This is a genomic window from Streptomyces sp. NPDC060232, assembly GCF_042726555.1.
GTDB lineage: Bacteria > Actinomycetota > Actinomycetes > Streptomycetales > Streptomycetaceae > Streptomyces.
Genome location: NZ_JBHXAG010000001.1, coordinates 396,090 through 409,478, shown reverse-complemented (window position 1 = coordinate 409,478; position 13,389 = coordinate 396,090). Strand labels below are relative to the sequence as shown.

The window sequence follows — 13,389 nt, the reverse complement described above, 5'->3', positions numbered from 1 at the left end:
ATCGAGACGGTCTCATCGGTGTCGGTGCGGCGGATGGCCGGCGGCGCCGTACCGATGCTGCGCATCCCGTTCTCCACACCCGGAACTCTGCGCCCTCCACCAGGTCGGGGCTCGAACGGCGGTCCGGACCCGGGAGGTGGGTCCCGGCGGCGGATCCCGAGCCCCCCACCCCCGTGGGGGAGCTCCGATCCGGCCGTGACCTCCCGTGCGCCTGCGGGCGCCGGGGCACCCTGCGAGAACGATCACAACGCTAGGGCCGGACGGCCTCTTTCACCCATGGCAGCAGACGTCAGCAAGGGGACCGAACGCGCCACGGGGGGACCCTCGACGCCGTATGGGGGACATCAGGACCCGGACTGCGGCGAAGGGCTGGCCTTTCACGCTGCGTCTATGCTCACCCCCTGTGGTCTCGCATGCGCACCAGGGGACAACGTCCTCCGCCCTCACCCGCCTGAACGTCAATGCCGCACGTGCACTCGACATACCCCCCACCGGGTACGCGCACCTGCTGGGCACGGCACCCGAGCACCTCAACGACGACCTGTGCCGGCCCCCCGTCGTCACGAGCGTCCGCATCGCCGAACTCGCGACCGTCCACGCCCCCTGGACCGAGGTGTCCCTGCTGCTCGCGCAGCAGGCACCCGTCGGGAGCCTCGGGGTCTGGGACTACCTGATCACCTCCGCGCCCACTCCCCTCGAAGGGATCCGGGACGCCGGGGTCTACCTCGGCACCGTCCTCGACACCAGCACGGACGACCTCCGGATCACCGAGGACGGCGACCTCGTCACCCTCAGCCACCTCAACCAGGGCGACCTGGCGCACGAGGCGGCCTGCGCCGTCCTCGCCTGCGCGCTCGGCCTGTACCTGCGCCGCCTGAGCGAAGCCGCGCAGCGGCGCCTCGTTCCCCTCCACGTGGCGCTGGCCGCCGAGGCACCCCGCCGGCACGACGCGTTGATCGAGCTCTACGGCACCCGCAGCATCGAGTTCGAGGCCCCGGTCAGCTCCCTCACCTTCCGTACCGCCGACCTGACCGCGGCGGCGCCGCACGCCCAGCCCGGGCTGTCGGCCGTGCTGCGACGGCACGCCGACCAGACCCTCGCGGCCGCGGTTCCACTGCGCGACTGGCTGGACCTGTTCCGCGGCGTCCTGGCCTCCGTCCAGGACGAAGCCGCCCCGGCCCTCGCCACCGTGGCGCGGCGCATGGCCGTCAGCCCGCGAACCCTCCAGCGCCGCCTCGACGAACACGGCACGACGTGGAGCGCCGAGGTCGAGACGGTACGCCGGGACCACATCTCGCGGCTGCTGTACACCACCGGTCTGAGCATCGAGGCCATCGCCGCCCGCAGCGGCTACGCCGACGCCCGCGCCCTGCGCCGGGCCGTCCAGCGCTGGTACGGAATGACACCTGCGGCCCTGCGCCGCGCCCCCAGCCTCCGCTGACGCCGTCGGCGGGGACCGCCGCTCAGCAGATCCGCTCCGGCTCGCCGCGGAGCGTGCGCCCGCCCTCCGCGTCACCCGACCGTGTGATCGGCGCGGCCGACGCGGCGGCGGTACGGCAGGGTGGTCGGATGCAGCTGCGCCGGGCCCTTCCCCTGACACTTGCCGCGCTCGTCATGGCCTCCGGATGCGTGACGGTCCGTCCCGCTCCCGCACCGGACGCACCGCAGCCGGCGCCCGCGCCGGCCGGGGAGCCGGGGCAGCCGCGTGAACCCACAACCGACGCGCGGCCGTTGGTGCGGCTGCCGACCGTGGGCGCCGAAGCAGGGGCGGCGGAGCCGACCGGGCCCGGGTCCGTACCCGCGCCGGCGCCCCGCCGGGCGGCGGCTGCCGGCGTACAGCCGCACCGGCCGGCGCTCCCTCCGCGCAGGGCCAAGCCGCCCAGGGCCGTGAAACCGGCGCAGCGGGCGAAGCCCGCGCCCCGGGCGAAGGCGCGCCGGCAGGCGGCGGCACCGGCGAAGTCCCGCCCCGCACCCGGGCGTTCGTACGACATGGCTCCCCTGTGCGAGGCGGCCAAGGGCACGGTGTCGCCGGCCATCGTGGCCCTCTGCCGCTGAATTGGGTGGATCCGCCCGCTCCGCGTACCTACAGTGACGGCTTACCCCGTCGTCGAGCCGGAGCGGATCATGCGCACCCACTACCCCCGTACGCCCCACCTGCCCTGGTCGCCCGGGGCGTCGGCGGACGACGTGCGGGCCGTCGGCCTGGCCGGGCTGACCGGACGCGAGGTCGTGGTCACCGAGAAGCTCGACGGGGAGAACACCACCCTGTACGCGGACGGGCTGCACGCCCGCTCGCTCGACTCCGGGCACCACCCCTCACGGGCCTGGGTCAAGGGCCTCCAGGGACGGATCGGCCCCGGCATCCCGGCCGGGTGGCGGGTGTGCGGGGAGAACCTCTACGCCCGGCACTCGATCCCGTACGAGGACCTGGACAGCTGGTTCTACGGGTTCTCGGTGTGGGACGGGGAGCACTGCCTCGACTGGGACCGGACGGTGCCGTTCCTGCGGGGCCTGGGGGTGCCCGCCCCGCGTGTGCTGTGGCGGGGCACCTTCGACGAGCGGGCGCTGCGCAAGCTGAGGCTCGACACCGCCCGGCAGGAGGGCTATGTCGTGCGGACGGCCGCCGGTTTCTCCCGTGCGGACTTCGGGCGGTGCGTGGCCAAGTGGGTGCGGGGCGGCCACGTGCAGACCGACACGCACTGGATGTACACGGAGGTCGTGCCCAACGGGCTCGGTCCGGCAGCCCCGTTGTGGGCGGTGCGCTCGGGGGCGCAGCCCGATGCCGCCGCCCTGTCGGCCGCCGTGGGCGAGGACGTGGACGCGTCGACGGGCGCGTCCGCGGGCGCCGAGCCGGACGGGCACGAGGTCGCCGAGGTCACCGCCCGGATCGACGCGACGGGGCGGACCGGCGACGACAGGCTGGCCGGGGTGCTCGCCGCCGTGCTGCGCCGCGCACCGCGGGGCCGGGTCGCCGCGCGGCTCGCGGCGGGGCCGGCCGGGATGGGCCTCGCACGGCGGGTCGGCGACCTGCTGGGACTGTACCCGTACCTCCAGCGACCGTTCCCCGACACGGACCGGCGGGCCGGGCTCGTCCGGATGGCCGCCGCGGCCGATCTCGGGGTGCTGCACGCGCTCGCCGGGGCGCTGGCCGACGGCCCCGAGGCTCGGGAGTACGTCGAGTGGTCCGCACTGTGGGCCGAGGAGGCGGGGCTGCTCGGCGGCCCCGATCCGCTGGAGTCTCTGCGCGGCGCGCTGCGCGAGCCCCTCGCCGGGCTGGACGCGGCCGCGGCCGACCGCTGCTGGGCGGAGGCCCGGCGCGCGTTCGCGCACGGCCGGATCTCCGGATCCTCGGTGGAGGAGGCGGTGGCGGCCACGTGGCAGTGGCGCGACGGATCGTTTCCCCGGCTGGTGCAGCTGTGCGGGCCCTCGGGCAGCGGGAAGAGCACCTTCGGCCGCGGGCTGCCCGGCGTGGACACGTACATCGGTCTTGACGACCTGCGCACCGCCCGGGGTTCGCGTACGGACCAGAGGGCCAACGCGGAGGTGCTCGGCGAGGGCCTGGAGCGGCTCGACGCCGCCCTGGCCCGTGGCGGGACGGTGGTGTGGGACGCCACCTCTCTCACCGACCAGCAGCGAGGGCTGGCCGGTTCGGTCGCGCGCCGCCGCGACGCGCTGGTCACGCACGCCGTGGTGCTGGTGGAGGAGGCGGAGCTGGTGCGCCGCAACGCTGTGCGCCCGCACCCGGTGCCGCCGCAGGTGCTGGCCTCGCAGCTGCACCGGTTCAGCCCGCCGTACGCGGGCCGGGCGCACCGTACGTGGTACGTCGGCGCGGGCGGGCACGTGGAGGACACGGCGGGCGCCCTCGCGCCCGGCACGGTGACGGCAGGCGCAGGCGGCGGCGATGCGCACCAGTGAGCAGCTCTACCACCAGGTCCGCTGGGACCCACGGTTCGATCCGGCGCGGTTCGTCCTCGGCCTGCTCCAGCGCGGGGCAGCGCCCAAGCGGGTTCCGCTGCCCTCCTTCGTACCGGGCGGGGACATCCCCTGGCACCGGGTGCTGTTCGTCGAGGCCGACGGCGAGCTCGTGTGGGACCGGGCCACCGGCGTGGACCTGATCGACGTGACGGCGGCAGGCCGGGTCCGTGATCCGCGCCTGCTGCGGGCCCCGTTCTTCACCGCGCGGACCCCGTACGCGTGGGATCCCGCGGGCGGCGCATGGCGTCCCGCGCAGGCCGGCCCCGTGGACGCGGCGGCGGCGCCGTCCTCGGTGCGGCTGTTGACCTGGAACACGCTCTGGGACCGCTACGACGCCCCGCGCATCGCCACCGCCCGGCGCAGGCCGCTCCTGCTGGACGATCTGGCCGTCGCGGACGCCGACGTCATCGCGCTGCAGGAGGTCGAGCCGGAGCTGCTGGGCATGCTGCTGGCGGCGCCGTGGGTGCGGGGCGGGTACACCCTGGGCACGGATCCCGGCGGCCGGGACGTCGCCGAGTGCGGGCTGCTGGTGCTGAGCCGGCTGCCGGTGCGGGAGGCGGGCCTGCACATGTTCCGCGCGCACAAGGCGGTCACGGCCGTGACGGTGGACACCACGGCCGGGCCGCTGGTCGTCGCCGCCACCCACCTGACCAGCGACCACACCGAGAACGGGCACGAGCGGCGGGAGGCCGAACTGGCCCGGCTCGCGGAGGGTCTGGGCGGCGTCGAGGCCGGTGTGGCCCTGCTGGGCGACTTCAACGACGGCCGGCACGGGGCCGAGGGGCCCGCGCCCGCGCTCGGTATGCGGGACGCCTGGTGCGAGGTGCACGGGGCGGCGGACACCACGCCGACCTTCGACCCGGCGTCCAACCCGCTGGCCGCGGTGGGTTCGCTGACGGGGCGCGCCGCCCGGCTGGACCGGATCCTGCTGGGCTCCACCCCCGCCCGGGTGACGAGGGCGGCGCTGCGCGGCGACTCCCCGGCTCCCGACGGCCTGTTCGTCTCCGACCACTTCGGGGTGGAGGCGACGGTGGAGTTCGGGCCGCTCGGCGCGGGGCCGACGCGGCTGGACGTGCCGGCGACGGTACGGACGGCGGTGGCGTGGCTGCCGCCGCGGCTGCCGGACGCGGTGGGGGAACTGCGCCGCGCACACGACCCGGCGCACGGGCGCTGGCCCGCGCACGTGAACCTGCTCTTCGGCTTCGTGCCGGAGTCCTCCTTCGCCGAGGCCGTCCCGCTGCTGGCCGAAGTGGCCGCCGGGACGGCGCCGTTCGAGGCCCGGCTGGAGGGTGTGTACAGCTTCGGGCACCGCGAGGAGGCCACGCTCTGGCTGGACCCGGCGGCGGCCGGTGAGGCGCCGTGGCAGGAACTGCGGCGCGCGCTGGCGGAGCGGTTCCCCGGATGCCGGGGGCGTTCCGGCGAGCACCGGGGCTACACGCCTCATCTGACGCTGGGGCGCAGCGGCGACCCGCAGCGGGCGGCCAGCGCGTTCACGGCGCGCCTCGGTGGGCCGGCGTCCGCGCGGGTCGGGGAACTCGCCGTGCTCTCGCGGCGCGGGGACGGGCCGATGCGGGTCCGTGCGACGGTGGCGCTGGGCACGGGCGAGGTGCGCTGGGTACCCGAACCCCTGCTCGAAGCCCCGCAGGGGCCCGGGGACGGTCACGCCGAGTCGGTCACCGCGCTCATTCGCGCCGCGCTGCCCGGCGCGCACGTACATGTGGTCGGCTCGCGCCGGATGGGCTGCGCGCTGCCGGGCGCCGATCTGGACCTGGTGGCGGCGGTCCCGGGGACGGTGGACGTCGGCCGGGTACGCGACCGGGTGGCGGCCGCGCTGGCGCAGGCGGGACTGTGCGGCCACGACCTGGGCGTGCGCGAGGTGTCGGGGGCCCGTGTTCCGGGCCTGCGCTTCCGTGTCGGGGCGCTGTCCGTGGACCTGGTGGTGGTCGCCACCGGCGAACTGGATCCGGCGCGGGCGGTGGAGCGGCGGGCCGAGCTGGGTGAGGCGGCCGCCGTGGCGCTGAGCGCGGTGAGCGACGCCGACGCCGTACGGGAGGCGGTGGGCGCGGAGCATGCCGCGTTCGCCGGGCTCGCGCGGCGGGTGAAGGCGTGGGCCCGGGCCAGGGGGCTGGACTCGGCGCCGTTCGGGGGCCTGCCGGGAGTGGCCTGGTCGGTCCTCGCGGCGCGTACGGTCCGGGAGGCGGGGGCGCTGCCGCCCGACGCCCTGGTGCGGGAGTTCTTCGGGCGGTGGGCCGCCTGGGACTGGCGCGAGCCGGTCGCGCTGACGGCCCCCGGTCCGGGTCCTGGGCCGGAGACGGGGCCGGAGACGGGGCCGGATCCGGTCACGGTCCTCACCCCTTCGGAGCCGGTGCGCAGTTGCACCGCCCAGGTGACACCGGGCCTGCGGGACCTGCTGGTGCAGGAGCTGTACGGGGCGTGGGAGCTGCTGGAGCCGGGGCTCGCGGCGGACGTTCTGGCGGCGGCCGCGGCCGCGCCGGCGCCGCACCGGCGGCACGCCGCCTGGGCGGTGGTGACCGTACGGGCGGCCGAGGCGGAGTTCGAGGAGGTACGGAGCCGGGTGCGCGGGCGGCTGCGGGCGCTGCTCGGCGCGCTGGAGGAGGCCGGTGTCACCGACGCGCACGCCTGGCCCCGCCCGTTCGAGTCGGCACCGGGCCTCGCCCGGTACGCGATCGGCCTGGGGGCCGCGCCGCCGGACGCGGCGCGGCCGGCCGCGGCGGCCGACCGGTGGCGAGCCGGCCTGCGGGGCGTCGAGGTGTCCTGGGCGGCGGGCGGTGAGGTGCCGGACCTCGGCGCCTGAACCGCCGGCCGGCCGGAGGGGCAGCGGGGTGTGACGGGTCAGACCTCGATGATGATCTTTCCGGCGGTGTGGCCGCCCTGGCTGAGCTCGAAGGCCGCCGCCAGCTCGGCCAGCGGGAAGGTCTTGGCGACGGGCACCTTCAGCCGGCCGCTGTCGGCGAGCCGGCCCAGTTCGGCCAGGTCGCTGCCGACGGGGCGGACCCAAATCCATTCACCGCCCGAGCCGAGGACGCTGGGGTCGGCGATGGACGCGTGCCGCCCGTCGTCGTGGAGGACCTCCCGGGTGACGCCGCCGACTCCGCCGACGAAGTCCGCGACGACGGTGGGCCCGTCGGGCACGAGGGCGCGGACGCGTTCGGCGAGCCCGTCGCCGTATGCGACGGGCTCGGCGCCGAGTTCACGCACCCGGTCGTGGTTGCGGGGTGACGCCGTGCCGATGACGCGGGCGCCCAGCGCGCGGGCGATCTGCACGCCGAGGGAGCCGACGCCGCCGGCGGCGCCGTGGATGAGGACGGTGTCGTCCTTGCCGGTGCCCAGGCGGGTGAGCAGCTGGTAGGCGGTGAGACCGGCGAGCGGGAGCCCGGCGGCCTCGGCCCAGCTCAGCGAAGCGGGCTTGTGCGCGAGGGCGCGTACGGGCACCGTGACGAACTCGGCGAAGGTCCCGCCGTGCACGTAGTCCTTGCGGGCGTAGGCGATGACCTCGTCGCCTTCGGCGTACTCGGGCACGTCGATGCCGACCTTCTCGACGGTGCCGGCGACGTCCCAGCCGGGGACGACGGGATAGACGACGTCCATCAGGGAGTCGAGCCCGCCCGCCATGATCTTCCAGTCGACGGGATTGACAGCGGCGCACTTCACCCTGACGAGGACCTCGCCGGGGCCGAATTTGGGCAGCGGGAGCCGGGTCTCGGAGAGCACCTCCGTCCCGCCGTACGTCTCGTACGCCATCGCCCGCATGGTTTCCTGGCTGCCCCGGCCCGACTCGGACATGTCCCCGACCTCTCCGTGTGCTGTGCTGATGGAATCCACCTGCCCTCCATCCCACCACGCACACGGCGCCCCGGCCGTTCGGACACGACCGGCCGGGCCGCGACCGCCCGGTCAGGGGTGCACGGGAACGGCGGCCCGGAAGGCCGGCCGGCCAGCCGCCCCTTCGGCGATCCGCCCGAGCACACCGCCGAGCTCCAGGTACGCGGCCCAGCGCCCGGTACCGGTACCGAGGCCGGCCGGCCCGCCGACAGGCCCTCCGGATCCGGGACCCGCCTGCCCTTCCACGCTGTGTCAGCGGCGCTGACCAGCAGCTCCTCGACGCTCACGCAGTCCCCGCGCCCCGGGGGCAGGGCACCGGTGGCCGCCATCGGACCACCCTACGCCGCCTCCTCCGCAGGGGATGATCACTCGTACTCCGTGCCGCCCTTGCGGGTCAGGTAGGCCGGGCTGACCGCCTTGGCGATGGCGCGGCCGCCCACGACGGGGCTGTACCGCTCGGAGGCGGGGCGGATGACCACGCCCTCCCGCAGGTGGACGGCGCGCCCGGACACCGTCTCGCGGCCGCTCGCGTGCTCCAGCACCGTGTCCAGGTCGTACGGGCCCTCGTACAGCCTTGGCACCAGGGGGAGTTCGCCGTCCGGCAGGACGTCGGACGGGTCCAGCCAGCGGACCTGGCCGCCGATCTCCGCGCAGACGTCGAAGACGGCGTATCCGGGCGGCGTGTCGGCGGTGCGTACGTCGGTTCCGTAGGCCAGGTCCTGGACGCCGGCGCCGTACACCTCGGCGAAGATCCCGATCCGGGTCGCGCCGAGACGGCCGGCCAGCGCCTCGGCGACGGCCGGTACACCGTGGCCGCGCACCGCGCGCCAGTAGAGGTTGCGCTCGTCCTCCTTGAGGGCGAGTCCCTTCGCGCCGAAGCCCTTGGAGGAGACGATGGAGCGTCCGCCCTCGACGACGTACGTGTACAGGCTGGCCGTTCCGTGCAGCTTCTCGGTGAGGACGACGGGCTCGCCGGGCTCGAAGATGTGCGGATAGCGCTGGAGGTTCTCGATGTCCACCCACGGCAACAGGTCGGCGGCCGCCTCGACGTCGCCGCTCATGGTGGTGGGGACGGGCGGGGCCCATTTGGTGATGCCGAGGAGCCCGGCGAAGTCCGTGCCCTCCTTGGCGGCCTGTACGAGGTCGACGTCGGCCAGCGCGCGGGGCCGGCACACCAGGCCCTGGGAGAGTTCGCCGCGCAGCCGCACCGCCTTGACCCGGTCGGCGGAGCCGCCGGCGAGCCGCCCGGTGAGGCCCAGCTCCTCGATCAGCGCGGCGGGCAGCACGGCCTGTTCGGGTATGTAGAGCGCGACGTCACCGGTGCGGTATGCACCCTTGGCGATCACCGCGCGGTAGAGGCCCACCTGGGCCAGCTCCAACGCATCGGCGTTCGGGTGTTCATGGACGGTCAGCTCTTCGGCTGTGACGCGCAAGGTCGACATGGTGGGCTCCAACGGGTCGTCATGGACAGGCCCGACACGCGCACTTGCGGCCGCCAAGTCGTGCGGCGCATCGGTCACGCCACTGTCCGTCTCGGCATTTGCGCTGGTCCAGCGATTATCCCGGTGTTAGCCTGCCCCACCGTGCGACGCGTCGGCCGCCCACACGCCCCCACTCCGCGTCCGCGTCCGCGTCCCACAGGAGGTCCGCATGTCACGCCGTCCGGTCACCGGCGGCAGCAGGGGCACGGCGCGGGGCGCGGGGTGTCTCTACCCCATGGCCGCCTGGGTGTTCGGCCCGTAGACGCCCTGGGGGTCGCCCGTGATGGACCGGTCGCGCTGGAGCTGGCCGACACCGCGCTTGGTCTGGCCGTCGTAGACACCGGTGACGGAGACATAGGTGAACCCCTGCCGGTAGAGCATCTCCTGGAGGGCGCGCACCTCGGGCCCTCTGTCGCCCATGCGCAGGGTCACGTACGCGTTCGACGGCCGCGGGGCCGACGCGCTCGGGGTGGTGGGCGGTTTCGGCCCGGGGCTCGTCGGCGCGGCGGTGGCCGAGGCCCGGGCCGACGGGTCGGCGGACCGGGCGGACGGCGTGGCACCGGGTGATTCGGTAACGGCGTGCGCGCCGCCCGGGAGCGCCGGCACGGACAGGTCGGCCGGCGGCTCGGCCCGGGGCGGCTGCGGGTCGGGCCCGGTCAGCAGGAGCACCAGGGCGCCGACGGCCGTGAGCGCGAGCACAGTGGCCACGGTCAGCGGGAGCCGGCTGCGGCGGCCGGCCGCGCCGGACGGCCCGACTCCGCGCGTGGCGGCCGCGGGAGCCGCGGCGGGCACGGTCACCGGTGCGGCAACACCGCCGTCCAGGCCCTGCGACGGGCTGCGCGACGGGCCGTGCGCCGGGCCGGGGAAGGCGAAGGGCCCGCTCTGCGGCCAGGGGGGAGCCGCCGCGCGGGGCGGCGGACCCGAGGGGCCGACGTACGGGCGTACGAACAGGGCGTCGTCGGCGGCGACGAGCCCGCTCTCATCAGGATCCTGGGACATGGCGGTCTCCGGGCGGGGACGGGAGCCAGCGCAGCGGTGCGCTGCCGGCCTCCGCCCGGCCGGTCAGGCTCTGCGCCGCCGGGCGGCGGGAGCCTGGGCCGCGCCGCCGTGGGCGCGGGGCGTGCCGAGTGCCGGAGAACCGCCGATCGCGGGCGGGGCGAGCGGTGAGCGAACCGGTATGGACATCTGAGGTATCTCCAGGGTGCGGCTCGAACGGTGGTTCTGATCGGGCGCACTCTCGCCGTCCGGGCCGGGCCGGGTCAAGCCGGATGCCCGATCTGCTCCTTAACCGCCCGGTCTGTCGGGTGCGATCCGTCAGCCCAGGCGGTCGGGCCGGCGGCGGATCGCAATGGCCCGGACGGTGACGGCGGACAGCAGCACCAGGGCGGCTCCGCCGAGCGGGGCCGGCGGGGACGCGGACTCCGTCGACCGCGAGGCCGCCGGACAGCGCGCTCCGGCCGCTTTGGATCGGTACTCCGTAAGGGTCGATCGGCGGGCAGGACTCGGCCGCACGGGGCGCCGGAGGTCGCGCCTCCCGCGCCGCCCGTACGTGCGGGCCGGTCTTCCCCACGCCGCGGCCGTTCCCGGCGGCGCCCGGGTCACCCGGACGCGAGGCGGGGACCGGGACTGGGCGGGCCGTACGGCAAGGTGGTCGGATGCAGTTACGCCGGGCCCTGCCCCTCTCCCTCGTCGCGCTCCTGGCGAGCGCCGGCTGTGTCTCCGTCGCCCCGCAGGACCCGGCCCAGGCCGCGGCCCCGTCCCCCGTACGAGGATCCGTGCCGTCCGCCGACGCATCCGCGCGGCCGGTGCAGCCGGCGCTCCCCCTGGGGGAACTGCCCGCGCCCGCCGCGCCCGAGCCGGCCCCGGCCGCCGGCCGCGGACCGGCCGCGGACTCCGGCCGGGCCCCGACCACGGCCCCACCCCGGGACCGGGCGCACGCGAAGCAGGCGGCCCCGCCCCGGCGGACGCGGCTGCCCGGATCCGCGACCGCCCACCCGCGCCGGCGCCCGATGGCGCCGCCCCGCGTGGACGAGCTGTGCGCGGCCGCCGACGGCGTCGTACCGCCGTCCATCGTCGACCTGTGCCTGCGGCAGTACGGCCGCTGACCTCACGCGCCGTGGACTCGCCCCCGGGGGCGAGTCCGGGAGACGCAGGCGCGGGCGCAGCGGCGGGCCGTGTCACGGCGGGCGGTGCGCAGCCGGTGCAGGGTGTTGTGGCCGCGCCGCTTCCACTCGCCGCGCGGCAGCGCGGCCCGCTGGCCGCCGCCCGCGATGAGGGCGTTGACGGGGGTCATCGGATCGGCGGCCATCGCCTTGGCGAACAGGACGCCGACCACGAGCGGGACCAGGGCCACGGCAAGGGCCGAGCCGGCGGTGGTCACGTGCTGCATGCGCGGGCGGACGGTCGCGCTGCGCGGGGCGTCGTTGTTCATGGCCCCATTCGACCAGTGGCGGCGCTGCGGGGAATCGGGGCGGATACTCAGGCCGTTGGGTGCGGGGTACTCAGACGGGCGGGTGGTGGGTGATGACGGATCCGGGGCGGGGCTTCGAGCCGGCGACCGGCGACGGTGCCGAGTCGCCGTCCGGGCGGCGGGCGGCCGAGCTGCACACCGCGTACGAGGGGCTGCTGCAGATCCGCCGCCTGGTCAACGGCCCGGCGGGAGCGGCGGTTCCCGCGCCGTGGGAGGTACGGCAGCTGCCGCGCGCGGTGGCCCTCGTACTGGAGGCGGCGGGGATCCCGCCGTCGGCGCTGGACGCGGAGGGGCGCCGTACGCGTACGGGCTACCGGGTGGCCGCCGGGTCGGGACCTGCGGCGGGGGCGGGGCGGGTGGAGGTGACCTGGGTCGGCCCGCCGGGCGGGGGCGCCGCGGCGGAGGAGCAGGAGCGGCTGACGGCCTGCGCGGCCGTGCTGGGGGAGCTGGGCTGGGTGTGTCTGCTGTACCGGGGCCCGCGCCGGCGCCGGTTTTTGGAGGTGGAGCCCCCGCGCTGACCGTGCGTCGGCCGGGGCGTGATGCCGGGACGGCGAGGTCCGCCGGCAGCTCTCCGGTCTCCGGGACGGCGAGGTCCGCCGGCAGTCCTCCGGTCTCCGGGACGGCGCTCAGGCGTAGCGGTCGGCGAGGGCGGTCACCGTCGCGGCGAGGGCGCGGCGCAGCTCGGGCGGGGCGAGCACCTCGGCCTCCGTGCCCAGGCGGAGGAGGTCGCCGACTGCGACGGCTTCGGACTCGACGGCGAGGCTGACCCGGACCCAGCCGTCCTCGTCCGGCGGTCCGGCATCGGCGAGGGCCCTGGTGCCCGCCGCCCCGAACTGCATCGGCAGCAGCTGCCGGCCGCGGGGGGAGAGGCGCAGTTGCGCGGTGTGCCGGTGGAGGGCGGCGTCCAGTCGGCGGGTGGACTCCTGCCAGTACGAGGCGAGTTCGAAGCCGGCGGGCCGTTCGAAGCCCTGCTCGGCGGTGTCCACCGCGAGGAACCGGGCGACGCGGTAGGTCCGTACGGCGTCCTCCTCGACCCCGGCGACCAGATACCAGATGCCGCTCTTGAGGACGAGGCCCAGCGGGTGGAGCTCGCGCCTCACCTCGCCGCGCCAGCGGCGGTAGTGGGCGTGCAGGACCCGCTGGTCCCAGACGGCCTGGGCGATCCGGGCGAGGTGCGGGACGGGGTCGGCGTCCCGGAACCAGGCGGTGGCGTCGAGGTGGAAGCGGTCCTGGATCCGCCGGGCCCGGCCGGCGAGCTGGGTGGGCAGCGCGGCCTGGAGCTTGAGCTGGGCGGCGGCCAGGTCCGCGCCGAGCCCGAGGTCCTGCGCGGGTCCGGGGGCGCCGGCCAGGAAGAGCGAGCCGGCCTGGGTGTCGGTGAGCCCGGTGAGGCGGGTGCGGTAGCCGTCGGCGAGCCGGTAGCCGCCCGCCGGGCCGCGGTCGGCGAGGACGGGGACGCCGGAGGCGCCGAGCGCGTCGATGTCGCGGTAGACGGTGCGCACGGACACCTCCAGCTCGGCGGCGAGCTCGGGGGCGGTCATCCGGCCGCGGTTCTGGAGCAGCAGGAGCAGGCAGAGGAGCCGGTCGGCGCGCATGGGGCCATTCTCTCCGTACCTGGCAGCC

General features: G+C 76.3%; 10 protein-coding genes. 5 read left to right on the top strand and 5 right to left on the bottom strand.

The annotated features are described in order from the left end of the window. Positions 1–403: 403 nt before the first annotated feature. From ACFWFZ_RS01750 to ACFWFZ_RS01740, 3 genes are all read left to right on the top strand, one after another. Positions 404–1,441, top strand: a complete 1,038-nt coding sequence (locus ACFWFZ_RS01750; protein ID WP_387115024.1) for a helix-turn-helix domain-containing protein — start codon at positions 404–406, stop codon at positions 1,439–1,441. A gap of 683 nt (positions 1,442–2,124) precedes the next feature. Continuing rightward, positions 2,125–3,915 carry an RNA ligase family protein gene (locus ACFWFZ_RS01745; RefSeq protein ID WP_387116255.1) on the top strand — a complete coding sequence of 597 codons (1,791 nt, stop codon included), beginning with the start codon at positions 2,125–2,127 and terminating at the stop codon, positions 3,913–3,915. Further along, a complete protein-coding gene (locus ACFWFZ_RS01740) occupies positions 3,902–6,790 on the top strand; it encodes a poly(A) polymerase (RefSeq protein WP_387115021.1) in 2,889 nt (962 codons plus the stop codon). The genes ACFWFZ_RS01745 and ACFWFZ_RS01740 overlap by 14 nt, the downstream gene beginning before the upstream one ends. Positions 6,791–6,828: 38 nt before the next feature. On the opposite strand, the gene ACFWFZ_RS01735 is transcribed toward ACFWFZ_RS01740, so the two are convergent. From ACFWFZ_RS01735 to ACFWFZ_RS01725, 3 genes are all read right to left on the bottom strand, one after another. Beyond that, positions 6,829–7,746, bottom strand: coding sequence for an NADP-dependent oxidoreductase (locus ACFWFZ_RS01735; RefSeq protein WP_387116252.1), 918 nt, complete (start codon positions 7,744–7,746; stop codon positions 6,829–6,831). A gap of 437 nt (positions 7,747–8,183) precedes the next feature. Beyond that, the gene (locus ACFWFZ_RS01730; RefSeq protein ID WP_387115019.1) at positions 8,184–9,260 is read right to left on the bottom strand and encodes an RNA ligase (ATP); all 1,077 of its coding nucleotides are present in this window, start codon (positions 9,258–9,260) and stop codon (positions 8,184–8,186) included. A gap of 267 nt (positions 9,261–9,527) precedes the next feature. Further along, positions 9,528–10,298, bottom strand: coding sequence for a peptidoglycan-binding protein (locus tag ACFWFZ_RS01725; RefSeq protein ID WP_387115016.1), 771 nt, complete (start codon positions 10,296–10,298; stop codon positions 9,528–9,530). A gap of 656 nt (positions 10,299–10,954) precedes the next feature. Here ACFWFZ_RS01725 and ACFWFZ_RS01720 point away from each other — a divergent pair. Then, entirely contained in the window at positions 10,955–11,404 is a 450-nt protein-coding gene (locus ACFWFZ_RS01720) for a hypothetical protein (RefSeq protein WP_387115013.1), read from the top strand. A 2-nt stretch (positions 11,405–11,406) separates the two neighbouring features. Here the strand turns inward: ACFWFZ_RS01720 and ACFWFZ_RS01715 are convergent, their stop codons facing one another. Beyond that, positions 11,407–11,730: a hypothetical protein gene (locus tag ACFWFZ_RS01715; protein WP_387115011.1), complete on the bottom strand. Its 324-nt coding sequence runs from the start codon at positions 11,728–11,730 to the stop codon at positions 11,407–11,409. 92 nt (positions 11,731–11,822) lie between these two features. Here ACFWFZ_RS01715 and ACFWFZ_RS01710 point away from each other — a divergent pair, with 92 nt between their 5' ends. After that, a complete protein-coding gene (locus ACFWFZ_RS01710) occupies positions 11,823–12,287 on the top strand; it encodes a hypothetical protein (protein ID WP_387115008.1) in 465 nt (154 codons plus the stop codon). Positions 12,288–12,395: 108 nt separating this feature from the next. Here ACFWFZ_RS01710 and ACFWFZ_RS01705 read toward each other — a convergent pair whose 3' ends face one another. After that, entirely contained in the window at positions 12,396–13,361 is a 966-nt protein-coding gene (locus tag ACFWFZ_RS01705; protein ID WP_387115005.1) for a helix-turn-helix transcriptional regulator, read from the bottom strand. Positions 13,362–13,389: the final 28 nt, after the last annotated feature.

What these genes read in the sequence shown, in the direction of transcription:
- ACFWFZ_RS01735 (WP_387116252.1), bottom strand. Translation starts at nt 7,746, where the DNA reads ATGCGGGCGATGGCGTACGAGACGTACGGCGGGACGGAGGTGCTCTCC.
- ACFWFZ_RS01745 (WP_387116255.1), top strand. Translation starts at nt 2,125, where the DNA reads ATGCGCACCCACTACCCCCGTACGCCCCACCTGCCCTGGTCGCCCGGG.
- ACFWFZ_RS01725 (WP_387115016.1), bottom strand. Translation starts at nt 10,298, where the DNA reads ATGTCCCAGGATCCTGATGAGAGCGGGCTCGTCGCCGCCGACGACGCC.
- ACFWFZ_RS01740 (WP_387115021.1), top strand. Translation starts at nt 3,902, where the DNA reads ATGCGCACCAGTGAGCAGCTCTACCACCAGGTCCGCTGGGACCCACGG.
- ACFWFZ_RS01715 (WP_387115011.1), bottom strand. Translation starts at nt 11,730, where the DNA reads ATGAACAACGACGCCCCGCGCAGCGCGACCGTCCGCCCGCGCATGCAG.
- ACFWFZ_RS01720 (WP_387115013.1), top strand. Translation starts at nt 10,955, where the DNA reads ATGCAGTTACGCCGGGCCCTGCCCCTCTCCCTCGTCGCGCTCCTGGCG.
- ACFWFZ_RS01710 (WP_387115008.1), top strand. Translation starts at nt 11,823, where the DNA reads ATGACGGATCCGGGGCGGGGCTTCGAGCCGGCGACCGGCGACGGTGCC.
- ACFWFZ_RS01730 (WP_387115019.1), bottom strand. Translation starts at nt 9,260, where the DNA reads ATGTCGACCTTGCGCGTCACAGCCGAAGAGCTGACCGTCCATGAACAC.
- ACFWFZ_RS01705 (WP_387115005.1), bottom strand. Translation starts at nt 13,361, where the DNA reads ATGCGCGCCGACCGGCTCCTCTGCCTGCTCCTGCTGCTCCAGAACCGC.